Below are 24,160 nucleotides of genomic sequence, written 5' to 3' on the forward strand. Positions count from 1 at the left end.
AACCAACCGTTTCCAGTTGATTTTTACGCTGTCAATTCAATATGTTAATGAACTTATTTCTTTACTTTTGCTTAACATTATTTCGCTAAGCGGGTGCAAATATAAAACCCTTTTTTCATTCTCACAACTTTATTTTGAAAAAATATTTTTTATTTTTTCAAAGTTAATTTTGTCTGGAAATGAACGTCTGAAACGCGACATGATGTCTTTGTTTCGGGGTGCAAATATAGAACCCTTTTTCATTCCCACAACACCTTTTTGCTTTTTATTTTAATCTTTTTTTTAAGAGGCTTTAAACCATCCTTTTACACAGCAAAGTTTTTTTAAATTTGATCAGTTGGTAATATACAATACGGAATACGTAACCTATTTAGCTCTTCCTAGTGGCCAGGTAAACCACTAACATATCAACGTGCTTACTTTATAAGCACTCCACTTATCTATACCTGTAATATTATTTGAAACTATATGATACTACAGAAGCCACTTAATATGCAATTAATCTTCAATTAAAATAACACACTAGTTAACATTCGCTTTATACAGTTAAAGATGATTTAGTTTAATCCTTCTATAAAAAGAAATCCCATACTAAACCGAACCTAATCGTAAAGTCCCTGTATGGATTATTAGGAGCTGAAAAATAATCGTATCCTGTAAACGAAGAATTGAAGTGTTCTGCTTTAAAAAAGATACGTGTTTGTCTAACCTTAGCATTAATAAAGAAATCCAATCTAGGAAAACCACCTAGTTTGGTTTCGTTCTGCGTATAGAATTCAGCGAGTAACGGATCATAACCATTCATATTATACTCGGAGAAGTAATTAAAAGTTACACCTGTCTGTAGCGTCATTGATTTTTTAAACAACTGATTGGAATAATAAAGTGTGTTTCGTGATATGAATGCAGGTACATTAAGAACCTCTTCATCACTCACAACATTTTGATACATTAATGTGTTATCTAGTGCAAAATTGCCAACCTTGAATTCCTTCTGCAGTTTTATTCTTAAATATTGAAGTGGTTTATTGTATTGCTTAGGCTCAATCTTCTTAACTCCATCTATAGTTTCTTCTAAATTAAAATAGGTGTAATTATCGATATTAGATAAATCAAGAACGGCATTGAACCATTTTTGAGATTTCATATTCAGTTTTAATTGTTGTGTATTTACATTTTGAAAACGATCTAAGTTATACCAGTTGTAATTTATGTAATCGCTTTGATATAATAAGTGGTTATAATTTGCAAGTCTAGAATTTAATGCAATTCCACCAGAAAATGCAATATCCTCATTAAACTGCCAGTTTAATGTTGCATCTAAATAACTACCAACAAATGTATCGGACAGGTTTAGCCCTCCCTTACCTGTAATATTAAAACCTTTATAAGTTTTAGAATACGCTCCTTCTACCCCAAAGAAGTTGGACTTTATTCTATTTGTAATAGTCGTTTCCGGAAATAAGACAATACTGTTATAACCATAATTAACATCTGTATAATTTACTGCAAACGAAATATCTCCAATTACATTATTAATATAATTTAACCCAAGAGATGTTTTGAAGTTCTCTAACTTTACTTTATCTCTAATACTATTTGTAAAGGCATCGCCAAAAACGTCCGTTGCAGATGCTGTTTGTTTATACTGATAATACTTATCCTCCAAAGAGATTTTATTAACCAACCTAATAGTATTATTAGACAAAGAATCTGTGTCATGAAGTATTCCATAGGAATGTTCCAGAAAAAAACGTTTCCCTTTTAATATGTTTTCTGCGTTCTCAAATACAGGATCAAATACAGAGCGGTCTAAAAACTCTTCATTACCCGATGTGAAATTATCTAAATCCTCTTCCTTTAATCCACCGTTTTCTTGATTAAGCAAGTCTTGCATTACAACATAGCCTTTGGCTTGGTATTTTTCGTTCTTTGTTTTATAATTTGTAACAAACCGAAAATTCCCAGAACTCGTTAATGCGTTTTGGTAATTCCCTAAAGATCTTAATCCTTTATAGGCAATTGAAAAGTTAAATTGTTTTGACAGGTTTACTGTAAAGAAAGCATCTAAAAGCTGCCCTTGCTCAAATGCTGTCTTATAGGTTAATCGCGTCCATGGAGTAGGAACTTCATAAGACATAATATCCTTATGCTCTAAATAATTAAAATGACGTGCTCTCGCACCAAACAAAGGCGATGTATTTTCATCCCAAGAATTAAAACTGAGTGTATTATAGGTTTGCCCAATATTGGCAAAAGGCATTAAATTAAAATTGTCCTTCTGAAGATAGTTTAGCTTATAGTCCTTTTTTATGGTTAATGTTGTATCAACAGAGATAGTGTCTAATGCATTACTAAACTGCAGATACATATCTATTGTAGCTAATTCCTTAAATCCTTTTGACCTATTAGTTAAAGAAGTCGTATCTGATCTATTATTTAGATTTACTTTATTTACTTCAGAAAGTTTAGTCTGAGCAACTAGGCTTACTGTAAAAAAACAAAATACAAGTATGTAAAAATATTTGTTCTGCATTTAGAAATATATAATTTTGAAACAAAGTAAACCATTAATTATTGCATAAGAATATAAAATTACAATTTACTTAACATAAAAAAGACCAACAGTGTTTATTGTTGGTCTTTTGTATTATATAATTATTTAGAATTCTTTATTCAATAATAATTTTGTGAGATGATATATTACCACCTTTAGAAATAGTAGCTACATACACTCCTGAAGCCACATTTTGCAAATTAACTGTTCTATTAAATTCACCAGACTCATTAACAAAACTTCTTTTATATACCACTCTACCGCTTAAATCATATATATCCACTAATACATCATCGTTGCTATTATTGTTAAATCGTATATTAAAGCTTCCGTTGTTTGGATTTGGATATATTTCTACTTTCCCTGCAACATAATCTTCTACACTTAAACCAGACAATACACCGCCTGTTATAATCAAACTATAATTTTGAGAATCTCCAGATAATGTGCCCTTATGAGAAATAGACATAGAATAAACGTCATTAGCATTGGGACTATCAATTTCGATTTTCTCAAAATTATCTACATCATTTGTAGTATTTCGAGTAGCAGCACTAGAAGGATTAGCTGCATTTAATTTCCAAGGGAAGTAATCTGTACCATTTTTAGTTAACTTCACATCAAGATCATTAACTAAATTAGGGGTAGAGTCATCTATATTACCACTCGCAACTTCACCTTGAGGATCTGTCCAGGAAATTGACACCATTAGAGGCTCAGAACCTAATGCTCTAACATCTAAAGTCTTTACTTCCGCATTACTTATTGAAGTTTCTTCAATATACGAGGAATCTAAATTATTAGTTATTGTTGACACTGCTTTTTCACCATTAGCTAAACCCCATCCGAAACTGTAATCAGGTCCAGGGTAAAACCCTGCTTCATCAGCAGTATGTAATAATAAACCTTTAGCAGTAGCGGCTAACATATATTGAGAATTAACGTTATTATAATGTTGTTGTAATAACAATAATAATCCCGTTGTCGCTGGAGCTGACATTGAAGTCCCACTTGAATTTCCATAGCCAGTATCTGATTCATTTGAAGTAGACATAACGCCAACACCCTTTGATGAGATATCTGGTTTTATTCTTCCATCGTCAGTTGGTCCCCAATTACTAAACGAAGACATTACTACGCTTGATGGGCCCGTATAATTAAGCACCTGCCCAACAGCCGCTGATGTAATTGCATTTTTAGCCACTGACTGACCAGTTAATAAATCATAACCTCCTTTTGATGGATTATACTGACTAAAGCCATCTCTATCGTTACCTGCAGATACTACTGGTACATAATAAGGATTAGTATTAGTAATTAAATCTACATTGAAAGCATCTGAACCGTATGCTCCAAAACGCTCAACAGGTATATTTTCCGCTCCAAATCCATAAGAATGGTTAGAAACCAACAATCCCATTGTTGCTTGCGTTAACATTTCTTGTGTGTCATTAGCAGAATTAGCCGCTAGTACAGTTGCTTCAAAGGCTATTCCTCTACCCAGATTTATAGGAATACTACCTCCTGAACTAATAATTGTTCCTGTAACGTGAGTTGCATGAAAATTAACATTAGATCCTCCATCAATGACTGTTATTCTTCCTGCTAAATCTAAATGTGTACTCAATGGGTATCCATTTTCCGCTTCCCAAACACCAGCTATCATATTTTGACCATTAAGATCCAAACCTAACGATCCTCCCGTATTTAACCTGTCTGACCTAATTGTTCTAGCAGATCCAAGATTATGAGAAACATAAAACAAGGGCTGTCCATTTTCAGTAATATCACGAAGACCCTCTAAATTTATTTTAGCTAGTTCATCTTTTGTCAAGGTATTAAGGTAATTTTGTATTCTAATTTCCCTTTCTGCATTTTCCGCCTTAAGGTATTGCATCACCTCTTTTGATTTATTTAAATCATAACTAGACGTTATTACTGCTCTTTCCTCTGGCGTCTGTGCCAATAGAAGATAAGAATTCATGAGCAGGAACACATAAATGTAAAAATTTTTCATTTCTCTTTTTTTTAATAATGCCACTAACAACAATTGCGCCAAATGCTCAAAAAATCATTGGAGGTTGAGATTAATTTAATATTTTATAAGAAGTACTTGTTTTTATAATTACAAAAATAAGTAATTTATGGTAATAATTTTTCTTTTTTTTTTCAGAATAAAAAAACACAGACACTAATAATTTAAAAGACTATCTAAAAGCAATTTACCCAAATATAAGAGATATTAACTTGTAGTACATACTATAAATCTTACTAATTGCTATAGTCCATATAACCAAATTACGTTAGTCCGGTTAATATAACGGTATTCAAAATAAGTGCTAAAGATTTGTTTCACTGATCCATACATCTATTCAACGAAAACAAAATTATAAAAAAATAGAACTAAATAATTCTAACCTTAAAACAATAATGTTATCTCTATAAATCTGAGATAAATTAGGTGAATTTTAAATAAGATAATAATACTCGCTAATAAATATATAAAAAAAACCATACCTATTAAGGTATGGTCTTTTTTTAAGTATAGATAACGTTTGCTATTATTCTGGGGTTATAATATTAGTTCCAGTACCGAAAGATGCTCCATCAGATCTATCTAAACTATAAAATAAGATTATAGTCTCACTAGCCTCATCATATGTACCCGTTGCAGAGTAAAGAGCATCAAACCCTTCGCTACAATTAGTACAATAAATCTGACTAGGTATTTCTACTGTCCCAGAAGTTGCACCTGGTGAATTAGGCGTAAAAGTAGCCTCAAAAGGAACAGGTCCAATCCCAGCGTCAGGTAAATCTGAAGTGATAATAAGCACATCACAGTCTCCAGAATCATTAGCAGATCCAGTACCACCGAATGTAGCACCACCAACATTTTGTACAACGAGATTACCCCACCATAAATTAGATTCGGTAGGACAGTCATCATTTGAAATAACCACTGTACGGAAATATGATTGTTCATCAAAATTACCTACTTGTAGACCAGCAGATGATACATCTGTAATTTCAACAGTAAAAGTTTTAGCTTCGTTAAACACGTCGTTATCCACTGGTGTTATCGTAAAATTAGAATTATACTCACCTGCAGGTACCACAACAGAAGTACTAGAAACAGTATAATCTACTCCTTGTACAGCTGTTATATCAGTAATTGCAAATGTAATAGTCACGTCTTGATTTTGCGGCTCAGTTATTCCCAATTCCACAGAAATAGTTCCGCCATTTTCAGGGGCTACAATAGACGTATTGAGTCCTAAAAACGATGCAAAATGAGGATCCTCAAATACATTACTCTCATCATCTGAACATGAGGCCACAGTAGCCAAAAGAGCAACGAAAAATAAACCCTTAATTAATTTATTGTAATTCATTATATATGATATTTATTAATTAATAATATAATTTTAGTACGGTTAATATTGAGCGTTGTTCTCAAAACCACCTGATGTATTAGTATTCATCTCACTTCGAGGAATAGGGAATACTCTTCTAAAATCGGTAAAAGGTAAGCTACAATTGTTTAAACAGTTAGCATCTTTTTGTACATCTAGTTCGTTACGATTTAAATCAAAATATCTATGACCTTCAAACGCTAATTCTATTCTTCTTTGTTTTAGAATCTCACTCAACAATCCAGATCCAGAAGCATTTGTATTATATGCAGAATCTCTATTTGTAGAAACCCATGTATTTAATTCAGTTCTAGCTAATGTTTCATTAATATAATATAACGCTTCAATTTGGTTAAGTTTTGCTTCACTCATTCTAAAATGAGGCATATCTCTATCTGGAGTTATAAATTTTCTAACGTCAACTCCAACAACAGCATCCGAGTATGATGCCGGAATATTGTCTAAATACAATCCTTTTCTAACATCAGTTGATGCCATTAGGTCATAAAACTCTCTAGTAGCAAAATTCTGCTTATAAGTACCTGCTAAACTCCATGTTGCATAAAAAGCATCATTACTTCCAGGATTATCAGTACTATTAAATTCGATTTGAAAGATAGTTTCTGGAGAAGACTCAGACGCGTAATAAGGAACAACATCTGATTGCCCCATTAAACTAAATCCTTCACCATTATTTAATACTTGTTCTGCATAAAGTCTAGCATTAGGATAGTCTTCTAAATAAAGATAAACTCTAGACAAAAGTAATTTTGCAGCAGTTGGCCCTAATCTAGTTACACCAGGCTCTTCACTCATTAATGAAATTGCTGTTTCCAAATCTAAAATGATTTGATCATACACATCTGACACCGTAGCTCTTGGTAACGAACCACCTATATTAACAGATGTAGGCAAAACAACACCCAATTGAGGATCTATTCCACTTCCTGCAGGACGTGCATACCAATTTACCAATTGAAATAAAATTGTAGCTCGTGCTATGTGAGCCTCACCAAAACGATTATCAGGAGTTCCGCTCACAGCATCTTCATCTGTAACAGTACCTTCAAAAGAAATTACATTATTCACATCTAGTAATGTACCGTATAAGAAATTCCATATACCAGCAACTGTACCACCATCTACTATGGCGTGAGTATAGTCGTTTACATCAGTAAATCTATTACTGTTATTTACACTAACGTAACCATTATCTGACAATAAGGCTTGGTGTGTAAAGAAGTCTGCTCCAAATGTAGTAGCACTCTGCATACCACTATATATACCTAATGTTGCGATTTCTAAACTGGCTTCATCAACAATTGCATCCTGAATTTGAATACTACCGGATGGTGTAGTTGTAAGAAACTCCTCATCACAGCTCTGCATTTGCAAGCAAGCTAATGCGCTAAATGCAAAGACAACTAATTTATTATTTATTTTCATATCTTTTTTTTTTAAAAATTAACATTAACTCCAAATAAAAACTGTTTCAAGTTTGGAGCTGACTGATCATAAACACCAGCACCTTCTAATGACGTATTGAATTCATTAGATCCAACTTCAGGATCAAAATATAAATCATCATCAAATACCCATGTATAAACGTTTAAGCCTCTTACGTACACATAAACATCACTAACCCAATTTACACCTTTAAGTAATTCAGCATCAAGCTTATAACCTAATTCAACAGAACGTAATCTAATATGGTCTGCATCATAAATATATCTAGTACTATTAGCAGAAGAAGAATTATTATCAGAATTAAATAAGTACTGTGGTCTAGATGCGTCTCTGTTATCAGGTGTCCAAGAGTCATAAAGATTCGAAGCTAAATGATTTAAGTTAGCAAAAGCCCCATCATTGTCATAAACAAAGGCCCAACGGTCTATCACAGAATGACCACCAGCATAGTTTAATAAAAATTTAAAATTAAAGCCTTTATACTGAAACTCATTTGAGATACTAGCTAAATGCTTAGGTAGCGCTTGTTTTCCAGTAAAAGAAAGTTCAGCATTACCAACAACACCAGTCACATCAGTTCTAGACTCATCAGTGTACCATAATGGTGTACCATCCGCTGGGTTAACACCTGCCCATAACCTTGTATAGAACTCAGAAGGATCATGACCTACAGCATAATTTTTTGTACCATTTGCAGCTATTTCATCAGCCTCATCAGTAATCTTTGTTACTTCGTTCTCGTTATAAGAGAAAGTACCATTTAGACTCCATCTAAAATCATCAGAAAGAACTGGCACTACACCTAATTGAACTTCTACACCTCTGTTTTCAGTTGTACCAATGTTCTGAGTCAGACTTGTAAAACCAGAAGATGGTGTTATTGGTGCGTTAAATAATAAATCCTCCGATTCATTTTTATACACATCAATAGAACCAGAAACCCTACTTTCAAACAAGCTAAAATCTAAACCGAAATTGGTGTTTTTCTTAGACTCCCATGTTAATGCAGAGTTACCAGGATTTACAATAACAGCTGCATTTTGATTCAGGTAAGTTCCAAAACCAACTAATGCTTTAGCTGAATGATTACCTACTGATGCATTTCCTGTTACACCGTAAGACAACCTTAATTTAAGAGTATTAATAAAAGTTGCAGAATCAAGGAAGCTTTCTTGAGCTATATTCCATGTTCCACCAGCTGCCCAAAAATTACCATATCTGTTTTCGAATCCAAATCTAGATGAACCATCTCTTCTAAATGAACCTGTTATAGAATAACGTCTATCATATGTATATGACCCTCTTACAAAAGCCCCAAAAAACGTAGCGTCAGTATGTGAAGAAGAAGCTCCTATTGGGTTCGCAGCATTTTGCAACTCATATAAGTCATACCTACCTGAAGTATAACCTTGAGCAGAAGCTGAAGTTGTATTTGTACGATCTGCTACAGCGTCTATTCCTAGAACACCTGTAATATTGTGAACATCACCAAACATCTTATTAAAACTTAAGCTATTTTGCCAAGTCCAAATTTGACGAAAACGATTATCCTTAAAACCATTACCATTACCATTAACATCACCTTCATTAATACCATCCCCAAAATCAGGGTTCCAATACGTTAACTCATCTGAAATGTTCATATCAACACCAGCTAAAGATTGAAATGACAATGTGTTTTTGATTATTTCATAATCTAAATTAAGATTAGCTAAAACTTTATAAAAATTTGATGTTGCAACATCAGTATTCTGAATCGCTACTGGGTTGAAACTAGGGTTAAGATAAGCTAAATCTAAATTATATGTACCATCTGGATTGTAAATACTATTAGCTGGAGATAATATACTTCCTGTAAAAACAGGATTTCTAAAACTCGATGCATCAGCATCACCAGTTTGTTCTGCAGAAGACAAGTTAATACTAAATCCAACTTTTAATCTATCAGAAGCGTTCCAATTAGCATTTAAATTACCCGTAATACGGTGATATTTAGCTTCTCTAGACACACCTTCTTGCTCGAAATAACCTAAAGAAGAAAAGACTTGAAAATTTTCAGAACCACCAGTGTAGTTCAAATTCACAGAATTAGTAACACTCCTCTTATTTCTTGTTGCAGCTCTCCAATCAGTGTTTGTAACACCATCCCAACCTAAAAACGATGTTCCAAAAGCTACTGCATCCGCTTGATTTGCATTTAAACCAGAATTCATACGACCTAAAGCAATCAAATTAACATGCTCTTCAGCACTTAACCAATCAAATTCGTCATAAGCAACATCTCCAAATCCATATTCAGTAGATAATGTAAACCTAGACTGATCAGATTTACCTGATTTAGTAGTAATTAAAATAACTCCATTAGCTCCTCTTGCTCCATAAATAGAAGTTGACATTGCATCTTTCAACACAGTAACACTCTCTATATCTGAAGAATTAAGACTAGCCAAAGGATTGGCAGTAGCCGCTTGAGCCGCGTTATCACCTGATAAAACAGGAACCCCATTAATCACATATAGTGGATTTGAATCTGCCGTTAACGAGGAAACCCCCCTAAGAAAGACCGGAGTAAAAGCACCAGGCTGCCCACTAATAGAACCAACCTGAAGACCAGCAACACGCCCTTGAAGCGCTTGATCAACTGAAACTACAGGTGTACTAGAAATATCAGTAGAAGAAACTGTTGTATAAGACCCAGCTTTCTGCGTCTCAGATTCCTGAATACCGAAACCTACAATTACCACTTCATCAAGTGCACTAGCATCTTCTAATGCTACATCGTAAGTATTACCGGCACCAACCGTAACTTCAGCAGGCTTCATACCTACATAAGAAACTACAAGAATAGCACCTTGATTGACTTGAATGGTAAACTTACCATCAAAATCTGTTTGTTGACCCTTAGAGGTCCCCTTTACAATTACACTCGCTCCAGGAAGGGGTAAACCATCCATTGCTGTTGTAACTGTACCTGTGACAGTTTTCTCTTGTGCAAAAGAAAACTGCATCACGAACGCCATAAAAAGCGTTAATAACCATGTTAATTTTAATTTCATAAAACAATTATTTGAGTTAGTCTAGTTGCAAACATCTTAATTTTATATTAAATAACCAAGTGTTTTTGCTAAAAAAATGTTAAGAACGTTACTATATTGATAACAATGCAGGTAAAACATTTTTTCCTTTGTTTTAAGCCTGAAACTCACTACTTAGATGCTAAAAGTGTAAATGAGTTGCGTTAAAATTTTAACTTTGTTCAAAAATTAACGTTTTGTCTCTAAAAAATCAATATTCAACCTTTACGTTAGAATGTGGTACAGATGAAGCAGGTCGAGGTTGTTTAGCTGGCCCTGTAACAGCTGCTGCAGTTATTCTACCAACTTCTTTTAAAAACACACTATTAAATGATTCCAAACAACTTTCCGAAAAAAAGAGAACAAAATTAAAACCCATTATAGAAGACACAAGTGTTTCTTTTGCTGTTCAACATATATATGAATCTGAAATCGATACTATAAATATTTTAAACGCCTCCATAAAAGCGATGCATGGCGCTATTTCGGAATTAAAATCAACTCCTGAGTATATTATTGTAGACGGCAATAAATTTAAACCTTTTAAAAATATTCCACATACCACAATAATTAAAGGAGACAGTAAATATCTCAGTATTGCAGCAGCTTCAGTATTGGCAAAAACCTATAGAGATAGTTATATGGAAAAAATACACGAAGAATTCCCAATGTACAATTGGAAACAAAATAAAGGCTACCCAACAAAAGAACACAGAGCTGCTATAAAAAAATACGGTATTACCAAATATCACAGAAAATCATTTAGATTATTGCCCGAGCAATACCAATTGGATATATAACTTTTTATATTTGTAAACTAAATTCAACTTAATGAAGCGACTTGGTTTTTTATTCATAGTATTTACCTTAGTATTGGCCTGCCAAAAAGACTACAATAAAACCAAACAACCGTATAAATTTATTCCGGCAGAATCGTCTACTATTATTCAGATAAATGAACTAAACGACTTTATTAATAGTGTTGAAAATAACGATGTTATCTCATCACTATATAATAAGGAGTTAAAAAATGCCGCATTTTTTCTCAACCAACTCAATACAACAAAACAGGTTTACACATCATTTAAAGATTCTAATTACCTCATTCTCACAGAAAACGACAGCACCTTATTTGTACTTGATTCCGTTAAGAATATAATGTCGAAAACGTTAGGTGATTTACAAATTGAAGAAACCCAAATAGACAACAATACCATCTATCATAAAATTATTGGCAATACTTTTGCTGGCTCCAATGATCTTGAACTTTTAAAGACTCTAAATCCCAGCAATGAAAACACCGATCTTAGCAACTTAATTGAAACTACTGATAAAAAATCGGTTGCTTCTATTTTGTTTAAATCTGAAGCCAATACCTACTCTAAATTGTTGTTTTCCGATGCTATGAATACAGACAACTCGTACTATACCGTTCTAGATTTCGATTATACGGAAAATGGATTGAATTACAATGGTATTTTAACGTCCAAAGATTCTAGCGCTAACGATTTAGACCGCTTTAAAAACACCATTCCGCAAAAAACAAATTCACCTTCTATTGCACCTTATAACACAGCATCTTTATTGAGCATTAGCTATGATAGCTTTTCTCTTTTTAATAAAAATAACCATATAAAAGATAGTATTTCAGGAGTCCCAGAAACTTTTCTAAACTTTACAGATGAAATTGCCATAGTTGACTCAATGTTAGTGCTTCACTCATTAGACCCAAACTTAATTGTTGAGTCTATAGAGAATAAGTCTATGTCAGAATCGTTTAGAGATATTGATATCTATGAATTTGGGAATCCAGACTTTTTTGAATCTACCCTTCAGCCATTTATTAGTTTTAAAAATGCTAAGTATTTTTCCGTTTTTGAGAATTTTATTGTGTTTTCTAGCACTTTAGAAACATTAAAATCCATGCTAACGGATGCTTTAAATAACAATACGCTTGCTAATTCTGATGCATTTCAAAATATAAGTGAGAATTTGAGTGATGAAGCGTCTTTATTTATTTTTAAGAATTCTGAAGCATTATCAACGGTTTTAGGTGAAACAATGACAGGCTACAACGCTAATGCTGTTCAGTTTATACGTGAAGACAACTACACACACGTTAATGGGATTATTCAAAAATTCAAAAAAAGAGCTGCTTCCAATTCTGTGTCCGAAGCTTTTACAACAAAAATTGACGCTTCTATTTTAACCGCTCCTCAAGCAGTTAAAAACCATGTTTCTAATGCGCATGATATTATTGTTCAAGATGTTAACAATACACTCTATCTTATTTCAAGCACAGGAAACATCCTCTGGAAAAAACAGCTACAAGGAAAAATATTAGGTCAAGTAGAACAGATAGACATGTATAAAAATGGCCGATTACAATTAGCCTTTGCAACACCCAATCGTTTATATGTTTTAGATAGAAATGGCAATAATGTATCTCCGTTCCCTTTAAAATTTAACGATGATATTACGCAACCACTTTCGGTTTTTGATTACGATAAACGAAAAGATTATAGACTATTGGTTACACAAGGTAAACATCTCTTAATGTACAACGCTAAAGGACAGTCTGTAAGTGGTTTTGATTATAAATCAAATAATTCTGAAATTATATCTCAACCTAAACATTTTAGAATTGGCAATAAAGATTATATCTCTTTTGGAGCTGGAGAAACGCTTAAAATTTTAAACCGCCAAGGTGCTATTAGAATCGATGTAAAAGACAAGATTCGTTTTTCTGAAAACGACATTTACTTATACCAAAATAAATTTACAACCACTAATACACTAGGTCAACTAGTTCAAGTAGATACCAAGGGAAAACTAAGTACTAAAAACCTGAATCTTACAGACAATCACAACATTGAAACCACAAGCAAAACCTTAGTTTCTTTAAGAGAAAACCGATTAGGAATAAAATCTAGGACTTTAGATTTAGATTATGGTGAATACACAGCACCAAGAATATTTTATTTAAATGATAAAATATACGTCTCTACGACTGATTTGCAATCTAAAAAAGTTTACCTTTTTGACAGTCAAGCCAAACCCATTCCTAACTTCCCTGTTTTTGGTACAGCCTCGGCTGAACTAGAAAAATTAGACAACGAAAACAGCCTCGAACTCATTACCCAAAGTGACGATAAAACTATCGTGGTTTACAAACTATACTAAATATTCCACCAACGACACATTTGTTCTTGTTAATTCTTAATGCTACTCTTAAATTTCACAGCATTTTCTATTAAACAATAACAATGAAGAAGTTACCCATTTTAAAATATTTAAAACAGTTAGCAATCGCTATTCTGCTCGTTACACTTACAACCTCTAACTTAGAGGCACAAACCAAAAAACTAAAACGCCCTAAGAGTAAAGTTCGCATTTCGAGTGTCGATAATTTTGTACAAAAATCTTTTAATATATACGATAAAGTCTACAAGTATGATGGCTATGCGGCATCAGGCACTTCATTAGATGATGAAGATATTGATGTCTTAGAAGAAGCAATAGAAGATGGCACAACCATAAGTGATAGCGCGCCAGCGATTTTAAAAGATATAGATGGCGCAAGCGTTTTTAAACAAGCCAAGGCAACCTTGCAAATTAATAAAGCCAAAAACGCTTTAAGATACAGTATTGAAACTTCCAAAGAATTACTGGTAGGTCATCGGGAAAACAAAAATAAAGAAGACAAAGAAGATTCAGAGCTCAGCAGTAATTCTGATAAGGACACCAATAGTAACTCTAGTAATAGTAGCAATTCGGATGACGAAGGGAGTAAAACAGAAGACGCCGCTTCAAATATTTCTAATGGTTTAGAAATCTATAGTAAATTTGATTTTGTCCCTGGAGACGAACTGCTTTTCTTCGACGATTTCTCTCAAGATTTTATAGGAGATTTACCTAGTAAGTGGAACACTAATGGCTCTGGTGCCGTTGTTAAACTCAATAACGTAGAAGGACATTGGTACGAGCTTAAATCTGGCCAAGGCCTTTTTGTGATGCCTAATATAAATAACCTCCCTGAAGATTATACTATTGAATTTGATCTTTTAACTGCAGGCCTTTCATCTAAAACGGCGTCCTCAGCAAAATTCACTATTATTCTTAGTGACACCGATTTATTTAAAAATGGTAAATCTTACGTATCAGTCTCATTGCCACTTGTCCAAAACCGTGAATATAGCATGAGAGTTCATTCCTATTTCGAGGGCAAAAAAGGCAAAATAGACACAAGGACACCTGTAAATATTAGTCAGGAATTAAACAACCAACCTCATATCGCTATTTCTGTAACCAAACATCGTTACCGTCTTTGGATTAACGAAGTTAAACATGTGGACATTCCAAGGTTTATTGAAAAATTAGACGTGCTTAATTATTTAAAATTTAATTTAAATAGCCTAAATGAAGACGAACACTTAATGATTAAAAACCTAAAAATATTAAAAGGAGGTGAAGATTTAAGACGTCAGTTAATCTCAAAAGGAAAAATCTCTACTAACGGTATTTTATTCGATTCTGGCTCGGCTAACATTCAACCACAATCGCTTGGAATCGTACGTCAAATTTCACAAGTTTTAATGCAAGATGAAAGCATCAAAATAAATATCATTGGGCATACAGATGCAGATGGTAGTGATGTTACAAATTTAGAATTATCTAAGGCCAGAGCTGCTGCTGTAAAAGAAGCTTTAGTATCCATTTACAAAATATCCGAATCGCGTTTAACAACGGACGGAAAAGGAGAAACGCAACCTGTAGGCGATAATAACACCGCTGAAGGTAAATCAAAAAACAGACGTGTAGAATTTGTTAAAATATAGAGGAGGTTTTAAGTCTGAAAACATCAAATTTAGATTGGTGATTTCTAATTTATATATCTTTCCTTTTTGTAGTATTGTAGTCGTAAAACTGGCACTAAGTTTTATAAACTTAAAAGCCCAAAATTTTGACAAACAAACAACAAAAATTTCATAATGATAAAACGACAAAAAGCATCAATTAAGAGCTGTATAATTCACAAAGTAGGTAATAAATTTAACGGCACAAAAAATGCCTTTTCAGATGCTATAGTAGAATTTGACGAAGCGACCTATAATTTAATGCTGCCCTATCTTTTAAAACCATTTGTTAGCGTAGCAGAAAGTTACCGTTTTCATCACCACAGTGATGTTAACCTCAACGAAATTAACACCTACAGTGATCAACTTTTTAAAGAAGATGCTGATTTTGTAGACATTTCAAAACACATTGTTGCCCACCTATTTGAACAAAGTAATTCAGCTCAAATTAAAACAGGAGATGTACTTATTTGCCATTTTGAAAACGTGCAATACGAAGACTATTTTACCGATGCTGTTGGCATTTTTAAAATTGAAAACAAAACCGAATTTTTTCAGACTTATTTAGAAGATAATAACTACGATATATTAGTCCAAAAAGGCATCCAAGCCAAGAAGGTGGATAAGGGTTGTTTAATCTTAAATACGTCTGACATGGAAGGTAAAATTGTCCTCAGTGTCGATAACAACACTTACGATACGCAGTATTGGATAAAAAGCTTCTTAAATATCAAATATCCCGATGATAGCAACCAACACACCAAAAATTGCATTGAACTTTGTAGAGAGTTTTCTAAAGAAGTATTACAACCCAATTTTGGTGGCCAAGAACAGAGTAATTTCTTAGCTAAAACCGTTGACTTTTTTAAAGAAAATGAAATTGTAAATATCGATACGTTTAAAGAAGAGGTTTTTGAGGAAGAAGACCAAATACAACTGTTTGAAGATTATAAAAAAACCTACGAAACGGACAACAAAGTTCTCATTAGAAATCAGTTTGACGTCTCGGAAGTAGCTTTAAAAAAGCAAAAACAGAAGATTAAAACCGAAATAAAATTAGACACTAACATTCAAATAAAACTCGATGTTGATGCTCCAGATGCTTCTGCAGAATATTTAGAACGTGGCTACGACGAAGAAAAGAAAATGCACTTTTACAAAGTGTTTTTTAATGATGAATCTTAAAAAATAATTAGCTAAGGTAAAGCGTAAAATGCTCTTCTATATAAAGAACAAAAGATCAACTAATTCATCGAAAACAATAAGGAAGAAAATAATATTAATTTAAAATTAATTTTATGAAAAAACAATTTAAAAACAAGAAAGTGAACATCTTGAAAACTTATAAAATTCAAGCTGTAAACTAATAAACCCAAAATTTACTATTAATTACAAAACCCAAATATTATGAAAAAATTTTTAATCCTTTTCATCTCAATTACAACTGCATTTTCTTGCTCAAAAGACGATGACAAAACAGATACACCTATTGATCAACCCAAAGAACTAACTGGAGGTTACGTGGTAGTTGAAGGTATTGACAACAACCACCCTAAAGTCTATATTGATGACACTCACATTAACTTTTTAGGCGAATTAGACAGCTACAAAAGTAGAACAAGAACTAAACGAGAATATGAAGCTGTAAGCGAGACAGAGCTTTTAGTCGAAGACCGTTCAGCAATGGTGTCATGGGAGGACAATAAAGTAACAATAACTTTTGATACAGATAACTCAAAATATATCTTTATAAAAGAATCTAGCGTACCAACTGCAGAAGAATGGGTAACAACGGTTGATCCTGTATCTAAAATACAACTTTCAGATTTTGTAAATCAAAACCCTCCTGAAATTGCGGATCTAACCTATTATAACGGCTATGTTTACACACACGGACATCAAGATTTAAATGGCGATTATGTTCTTACTAAAATTAACCCAAATGACTTTTCAACGTCACACATTCCCGTTCCGAGTGGTAGCACAGGCACATTAGGTTATGGCAGCAATATAGAGTATGTTGGAAGTAATCAATTTTGGATCTATCATTGGGGAAACCCTTTAGATCATATGTATGCGTTTAACTCTTCAACTTTAGAAGAAACCAATAGTATTGAAATGCCTGTGCAATTTAGCAATGTATTTCAATTAGGTTCTAACGGTACAGACCTTTATGGTGCATTTCAAAATAGCATCAGAAAATGGAATTTTATTGACCAAATCTGGGGCAATGAAATAGAATTTGGCCATAGTGGTCCTCGCTATGGTCTTGACTTAGATAGTAACTATTTATATATTGGGAGCAACCGCACTATCCACAAATACGATTTAAGTACATTTAAAGCCGTGGCCGCTTACGATGTTTCTATGGACAACAAATATGTTTTAACAGGATTTACCTTAGTATCAGATAATTATTTAGTTGCGTCGGTCTATAATTTTGAAAGTACTACATACGAAATAGTGAGTATTGAGTTACCGTAATCTAAACTTACGGCAAAACTTTATATTCAGAGAAAAGCGGTTAAGAATTATAATCTTAGCTGTTTTTCCTGTTTTATAATCCATCTACTTTCCGTGAAGCTTGAAGAATTATAACCTGTTTCATTCAGAAACACATAAAGAAACTTAAAAAGTATTGGCTCCCCTTTTAAAATAATTGTTGAACGTAAAATACATGCAAATTTTAAATTAGAAGAAGCTTAGAAAAAAAACTAACTATAAAGAAGACAGCAACAATAAAATAAAATTCAATATTGATGCGTCAGATGCTTCTAGCAGAATATTTCGAAAATCACTACGTTGAAGAAAAGAAAATGCACTTTTAAAAGGTATTTTTTAATGATAAAACTTGATCATTATTTATATAAACTCCTGGCAATTCCTCCAAAATAAAGCATAATGAGTATTTTTTTTCGTAAATAGCACATAATTTGATTTTCTAAATCTAAATTCATGTTTCGACATCAAGGTAAAAGCAGAACACTATTACACAATCTACGGATTGCTACTATATTGTCTTTTGTTGCTGGCATTGTCAATGTTACCGGGTTTTTAGCATTTCATCAATTAACCACTAATGTTACGGGTCATTTTGCGCTTTTTATTAGTGATGTCGCTAACTTTGAATTTTGGAAAGGCACTATTTTTCTATTGTACATTTTATCCTTTCTTTTTGGTTCTTTCTTTTCAAGTTATCTCATCGAGAAATTTAAAGAAAACAAACGGTTGAATGTCTTTGTTCTCCCTACCTTAATTGAAGTTCTTATTTTAGTCATCATTGCTATTATAAGCAACATAACACCCCTACACTACCCTGATATCATTATTTGTTCGCTACTCTTTGCTATGGGACTCCAAAACTCTTTGGTAACGAAAATATCAAATGCAGTCGTTAGAACAACACACTTAACAGGCTTATTTACAGATCTAGGAATTGAGCTTTCCCAATTATGTTTCCCTGCGAATCACCATAACAGAACCCAAATATTAGCGACTATCAAACTCAGAATTTCAATAATTTGCTTTTTCTTTTTTGGAGGCCTAATTGGCGGCTATCTGTATTCAAAATTAAATTTCGAATTAAACGCCCTTTTAGTGGCTGCATTGATCTTAATCATAAGTCTATTTTATGACGATTTAAGATATGGCTACATCAGAACAAAGCGAAAATATAAGCAAAGAAACTAATGTTTTGATTTTATAAACTCAGCTTCAAACAATTCTGAAAAGTGTTTTAAAATTTTCTGCTTTACCTCAGCTTCATCAACGTTGTCGACTCCTAATTCATTATTAAGCGTTGTTACTGCTTTACCTTTAATTCCACAAGGAATAATATGGTCGAAATACCCTAAATCGGCATTGACATTTAAGGCAAAACCATGCATAGTTACCCAACGACTCGCTCGCACTCCCATCGCACAAATTTTACGAGCAAAAGGTGTTCCAACACCTAGCCAAACCCCTGTTTCACCAGGACTACGTTCTGTTTTTAAGCCATATTCAGCCAAAGTAAGAATGATAGCCTCTTCTAAAAACCGTAAGTATTTATGAACATCGGTGAAGAAATTATCTAAATCCAGAATCGGATAACCCACAATTTGCCCTGGACCATGATAGGTAATATCTCCACCTCTATTTATTTTGTAGAAAGTCGCTTCTTTTTCTGCGAGCTGTTCCTCTGAAAGCAATAAGTTAGATAAGTCGCCACTTTTCCCCAAAGTATAGACATGCGGATGCTCGACAAATAGAAAATGGTTAGCGGTTTCTAAACCAGCATCCTCTCTCCTATTCTTAATTTTAGTATCTAAAATGGCTTTAAAGAGTGTTTCTTGATAATCCCAAGTGTCCTTAAAATCCTTAATTCCTAAATCCTGAAGTTGTATCGTTTTATTCAAAATAATTAGTTTTTAATCTTCTAAAACAACTTCGAAATTTAATATTTCTGGATCCTTAAGCATTGCAATAAATCCAACTGTATAAGTGACCGTTTTTCTATCTTCACTATACATTGCACCTTCTTTTGAAAAGGACTTTATAGGTTTAGGGAAATGGTAGTTAACTACATACTTAGACGAACCCAACATCAAAGCAGATTTATCTATACTATCTAAAGATTTTTGATGTTTTTCTACATCAATAATCTCAACATTTCTTTTAAAAACCTTACCATTGTATGAGTAACTTACTAAAGTAGAGCCTTCATTCCCCATACTAGAAAAAGGACTTAATGGTAAATTATCACTCGCCGTTTCATCTCCTTTTAAACTATTAAAATTATTCATGGCTTTATACATATCGCGCAACTCATTGGCATTATCAAAATCTGTTTCTATATCAAAAAACATCTTCTTTTCATGTGGATCCATAACCATATGAAGCGTATAATCCTCCATAGCTTTTACTTTCTCCTGTTCCTCTAATGATAACTTAGATATACTATCCTTGTACTTTACCAAAAAGTCTTTAAAAACAATTGTTGAATCTACAGCTTTGCCCATTTCGTCAGCAGCATTCTCCCCTAATTGTTCTAACACATCCATCATTTCTGATGCATCCATTGAGAATTTCACGGTACCACTACCATCCTCATTGACGTAAATGTTTTCAGAAAATTGACAACTTGTAAACGATATTAACACAGCACACATAAGTAGTGTAAGACACTTTTTCATAGTAATATTTTAGTATTTAAGGCTACAAAGGTAAGACTTTTATCGCTCAGGATTATTCAATATAACCAAAGCTGCAATAACGCCAGGTACCCATCCGCAGAGCCATAATAAAAAGGTGATTAGAATTGAGCCACAGCCTTTATCTAAAACAGCTAAAGGTGGACAGATGATTGAAAGGATAACGCGCCAGATACTCATAATATGTTTATTGATTTGATGTATTTATAAGACGTAAATAGCATTAAACTGTTACAAAATTCACTAATCATTTGTATTAATTGGCTTTTTTTTGATGTCGTTCTCATCACAAAACACCTTATAAACCATTCAAAATAACGGCACTTTTACAGAAAATTTTATGCTTTAAAAATCAAACTAAAAAGGTGCACTTTAATTTTTGTAAAAATTGTAATTTTGCATCTGCTTATTTAAAAACAAATAAGTCTTTAAAAATTAACAAGAATGCAACTTTCAGAACAAGAATTGGTAAGACGCCAAAAGTTAGAAAAGCTTAGAGCTTTAGGGATCAACCCTTATCCAGCGGAATTATTTCCGGTTAATCACACTTCCAAACAGATAAAATCTGACTACGAAGAAGGTAAACAGGTGACTATAGCTGGTCGTTTAATGGCAATTAACATTCAAGGAAAAGCATCTTTTGCACAATTGCAAGATAGCCAAGGTCGTATTCAAGTGTATTTTAATCGCGATGAAATTTGTGCTGGTGAAGACAAATCGAAGTATAATGATGTCTTTAAAAAATTACTAGATTTAGGTGATTTTGTTGGTATTGAAGGAACACTCTTCACAACACAAGTTGGAGAAAAAACCGTTATGGTTAAAGATTTTAAATTATTGAGTAAAGCCTTAAAACCATTACCTTTTCCTAAGCAAAAAGACGGAAAAACTTATGATGCGTTTACAGATCCCGAACAACGTTACAGACAACGTTATGCTGATTTGGCGGTAAATCCACACGTTAAAGAAGTGTTTGTAAAACGTACAAAATTGTTTAATGCCATGCGTCAGTTTTTTAATGAGGCTGGTTATTTTGAAGTTGAAACACCTGTATTACAACCGATTCCTGGTGGAGCTGCGGCACGTCCGTTTATTACACACCACAACAGTTTAGACATTCCATTATACATGCGAATTGCAAACGAGTTATACCTAAAACGTTTAATCGTGGGTGGATTTGATGGTGTCTATGAATTTTCTAAAAACTTCAGAAATGAAGGAATGGACAGAACGCATAATCCGGAGTTTACAGCAATGGAAATCTATGTATCGTACAAAGATTACAATTGGATGATGGATTTCTGTGAGCAGTTACTAGAGCATTGTGCTATTGCTGTAAACGGTACACCAGAAGCTATTTTTGGTGAACATAAAATCAATTTCAAAGCGCCTTATAAGCGTATTACCATGCGCGATTCTATTTTAGAATTCACAGGCTTTGATATTTACAATAAATCTGAAGATGAGATAAGAGCAGCTGCCAAAGACATGCATATTGAGGTTGATGAAACCATGGGTAAGGGCAAGTTGATTGATGAAATTTTTGGTGAAAAATGTGAAGGCAATTATATTCAACCAACATTTATTACCGATTATCCAAAAGAAATGAGTCCGCTATGTAAAGAGCATAGAGACAACCCAGAATTAACTGAGCGTTTTGAGTTGATGGTATGTGGTAAAGAAATTGCGAATGCGTATTCTGAATTAAATGACCCAATAGACCAGCGCGAGCGTTTTGAGCACCAATTAAAGCTGGCACAAAAAGGGGATGATGAGGCTACTGAATTTATAGATCACGATTTTTTACGTGCTTTAGAATATGGCATGCCACCAACCTCTGGAATGGGCATTGGTATGGATCGTTTAATTATGTTCTTAACCAACAATCAGAGTATTCAAGAAGTTTTATTCTTTCCTCAAATGCGACCAGAGAAGAAAAAAGTAGATTTAAGTGATAACGAAAAGGCGATTTTAGAAGTTTTAAAAACTGAAAAACGCATGGACTTAACAGTACTTAAATCGCAAGCAGGTTTAAGCAATAAAGGTTGGGATAAAGGCCTTAAAGGCTTAGGTAAACACGGCTTAACTAAAGTTGAAAAGACCGATGATGGTCTATTTGTTGAGCTCGTATAATAGCTGCAAAACATCAAGCAAAAAAAAAGGAACTATCGAGAGGTAGTTCCTTTTTTTATAAGATGAAGATTGCATTCTTAAAATGATAATAAAGCAAGGCTTTATATCTTTTTTGTAAATTAGCTTAAACAAACCAAACTAAATCTCTGATTTACACATGAAAAACCTATTCACTTTATCACTTTTTGCTATTCTCATATTTTCATGTAATAACGACGACGGAGACCTTGTTCCTGTTTGCGACACTGTAACAAACATATCATCAAATTCAATAACCGATAATTCTGCCACAATCAATTGGCTCGCGGCAAACACTTCGGCCACTTACACTGTAGAGTATGGTGTTTCAGGATTTATAATAGGTAATGGAACAACGATTTCAACATCAGAAACAAACATTCAACTTACGGATTTAGTACCAAATACAACTTACGATATTTATATTCAAACGATCTGTAGCTCAAGCAACACAAGCTTACATACAGCTGTATTTAGTTTTACAACTTTAGTTCCCAATGTTGTTACAGAATTTAGAACAAATCTATCGGAGTTAAATTTATTTACAGGCGATTTAAGTGAATTAAATATTACCTCAAAAGGATTTGAGTACAACCTTAGCACCACCTTGTTTTCAGATTACGCACACAAACAACGTATCATAGCATTACCAGAAGGTACAAGTATGGAGTATGATGGCGATGGATTACCTATTTTCCCAGACAATACGGTTATTGCGAAAACCTTCTATTACAATAACGATGAGCGCGATTTATCCTTAGGAAGACACATTATTGAAACACGTATTTTAATGAAGCTTAATGGAACTTGGGAAACTGGAGATTATAAATGGAACGACACCCAAACCGAAGCGATTTTAGATTTAGGAGGCAGCTCACTACCTGTTACTTGGATCGACACCGAAGGTAATAGCAACACCACAACGTACAAAATTCCATCAAATACAGATTGTTTTACATGCCATGGTAACAACGATGAAATTATTCCTATTGGACCGAAATTACGATCTATGAATTTTGAGATTAATGGAGTTAATCAATTAGATCAATTTATAGCTAACTCTCAATTAACAGGTGTAAGCCATAGTGGCAACGTAAGAAGCTTGCCAAATTGGGAAGATGACAACGAAAGTTTAGAAAACAGAGCGAGAGCTTATATAGATATTAACTGTGCGCATTGTCATATTCCTGGAGGCTCTTGTGAAGATGAGTCTACTTTAAATCTCGCTTTTGAAACACGATTAGAAAACAGCGATATTGTAGAGCAAAGTTTTAGTATTGATTATAGAATTTCATTTTATTTAGATGGTATAAGCATGCCATACATAGGAACCTCAATGATGCATACAGAAGGAGTAGCACTCATTCAATCTTACTTAGAGACCCTAGAATAGGGACGTTAAAGAAATACTAAAATCGGTTTTTGTATTAACATATTCTTAATAGAATAC

The 24,160-nt window shown here is 33.4% G+C and carries 17 protein-coding genes; 9 read left to right on the forward strand and 8 right to left on the reverse strand.

All coding sequences use genetic code 11. The features are described 5' to 3' along the window. Nucleotides 1–274: hypothetical protein (locus K1X16_RS13795; protein WP_225036818.1), on the forward strand; the 274-nt coding region annotated here is incomplete at its 5' end. Nucleotides 275–571: 297 nt separating this feature from the next. On the opposite strand, the gene K1X16_RS13800 is transcribed toward K1X16_RS13795, so the two are convergent. From K1X16_RS13800 to K1X16_RS13820, 5 genes are all read right to left on the reverse strand, one after another. After that, nucleotides 572–2,536: a putative porin gene (locus K1X16_RS13800; RefSeq protein ID WP_225036819.1), complete on the reverse strand. Its 1,965-nt coding sequence runs from the start codon at nt 2,534–2,536 to the stop codon at nt 572–574. A 136-nt stretch (nt 2,537–2,672) separates the two neighbouring features. Continuing rightward, nucleotides 2,673–4,574, reverse strand: a complete 1,902-nt coding sequence (locus K1X16_RS13805) for a S8/S53 family peptidase (RefSeq protein ID WP_225036820.1) — start codon at nt 4,572–4,574, stop codon at nt 2,673–2,675. 544 nt (nt 4,575–5,118) lie between these two features. After that, nucleotides 5,119–5,949: a Calx-beta domain-containing protein gene (locus K1X16_RS13810; protein WP_225036821.1), complete on the reverse strand. Its 831-nt coding sequence runs from the start codon at nt 5,947–5,949 to the stop codon at nt 5,119–5,121. 42 nt (nt 5,950–5,991) lie between these two features. After that, a complete protein-coding gene (locus K1X16_RS13815) occupies nt 5,992–7,416 on the reverse strand; it encodes a RagB/SusD family nutrient uptake outer membrane protein (protein ID WP_225036822.1) in 1,425 nt (474 codons plus the stop codon). Nucleotides 7,417–7,427: 11 nt separating this feature from the next. Continuing rightward, nucleotides 7,428–10,493: a SusC/RagA family TonB-linked outer membrane protein gene (locus K1X16_RS13820; protein WP_225036823.1), complete on the reverse strand. Its 3,066-nt coding sequence runs from the start codon at nt 10,491–10,493 to the stop codon at nt 7,428–7,430. A gap of 215 nt (nt 10,494–10,708) precedes the next feature. Here K1X16_RS13820 and K1X16_RS13825 point away from each other — a divergent pair, with 215 nt between their 5' ends. The 6 genes from K1X16_RS13825 (at nt 10,709) to K1X16_RS13850 (ending at nt 19,057) form a co-directional block, all read left to right on the forward strand. Further along, nucleotides 10,709–11,311 carry a ribonuclease HII gene (locus K1X16_RS13825; RefSeq protein ID WP_225036824.1) on the forward strand — a complete coding sequence of 201 codons (603 nt, stop codon included), beginning with the start codon at nt 10,709–10,711 and terminating at the stop codon, nt 11,309–11,311. Nucleotides 11,312–11,342: 31 nt separating this feature from the next. Next, nucleotides 11,343–13,694 (forward strand): ribonuclease HII, encoded by a 2,352-nt coding sequence (locus K1X16_RS13830; protein ID WP_225036825.1) that lies wholly within the window; start codon nt 11,343–11,345, stop codon nt 13,692–13,694. 83 nt (nt 13,695–13,777) lie between these two features. After that, nucleotides 13,778–15,349, forward strand: a complete 1,572-nt coding sequence (locus K1X16_RS13835) for an OmpA family protein (RefSeq protein ID WP_225036826.1) — start codon at nt 13,778–13,780, stop codon at nt 15,347–15,349. A 153-nt stretch (nt 15,350–15,502) separates the two neighbouring features. Next, the gene (locus tag K1X16_RS13840) at nt 15,503–16,552 is read left to right on the forward strand and encodes a nucleoid-associated protein (RefSeq protein ID WP_195871387.1); all 1,050 of its coding nucleotides are present in this window, start codon (nt 15,503–15,505) and stop codon (nt 16,550–16,552) included. Nucleotides 16,553–16,774: 222 nt separating this feature from the next. Further along, nucleotides 16,775–17,851, forward strand: a complete 1,077-nt coding sequence (locus tag K1X16_RS13845; protein ID WP_225036827.1) for a hypothetical protein — start codon at nt 16,775–16,777, stop codon at nt 17,849–17,851. Between the two features lie 471 nt (nt 17,852–18,322). Next, complete coding sequence (locus tag K1X16_RS13850) at nt 18,323–19,057, forward strand: YoaK family protein (protein ID WP_225036828.1); 735 nt, start codon at nt 18,323–18,325, stop codon at nt 19,055–19,057. Here the strand turns inward: K1X16_RS13850 and lipB are convergent. Genes lipB through K1X16_RS13865 form a run of 3 tightly spaced genes read right to left on the reverse strand, consistent with a single transcriptional unit; the run spans nt 19,054 to nt 20,739 of the window. Then, entirely contained in the window at nt 19,054–19,764 is a 711-nt protein-coding gene (lipB, locus tag K1X16_RS13855) for a lipoyl(octanoyl) transferase LipB (protein ID WP_225036829.1), read from the reverse strand. The genes K1X16_RS13850 and lipB overlap by 4 nt on opposite strands. A gap of 12 nt (nt 19,765–19,776) precedes the next feature. Continuing rightward, nucleotides 19,777–20,541, reverse strand: coding sequence for a hypothetical protein (locus tag K1X16_RS13860; protein WP_225036830.1), 765 nt, complete (start codon nt 20,539–20,541; stop codon nt 19,777–19,779). A 39-nt stretch (nt 20,542–20,580) separates the two neighbouring features. Further along, nucleotides 20,581–20,739 (reverse strand): YqaE/Pmp3 family membrane protein, encoded by a 159-nt coding sequence (locus K1X16_RS13865; protein WP_092446701.1) that lies wholly within the window; start codon nt 20,737–20,739, stop codon nt 20,581–20,583. A 264-nt stretch (nt 20,740–21,003) separates the two neighbouring features. Between K1X16_RS13865 and lysS the strand changes: the two genes are divergently transcribed. Both lysS and K1X16_RS13875 read left to right on the forward strand, forming a co-directional pair. Continuing rightward, nucleotides 21,004–22,692, forward strand: coding sequence for a lysine--tRNA ligase (lysS, locus tag K1X16_RS13870; protein ID WP_225036831.1), 1,689 nt, complete (start codon nt 21,004–21,006; stop codon nt 22,690–22,692). Between the two features lie 157 nt (nt 22,693–22,849). Further along, nucleotides 22,850–24,103 carry a fibronectin type III domain-containing protein gene (locus tag K1X16_RS13875; protein ID WP_225036832.1) on the forward strand — a complete coding sequence of 418 codons (1,254 nt, stop codon included), beginning with the start codon at nt 22,850–22,852 and terminating at the stop codon, nt 24,101–24,103. Nucleotides 24,104–24,160: the final 57 nt, after the last annotated feature.

This window comes from Winogradskyella sp. SM1960, from assembly GCF_020179375.1.
Taxonomy (GTDB): Bacteria; Bacteroidota; Bacteroidia; order Flavobacteriales; family Flavobacteriaceae; genus Winogradskyella; species Winogradskyella marina.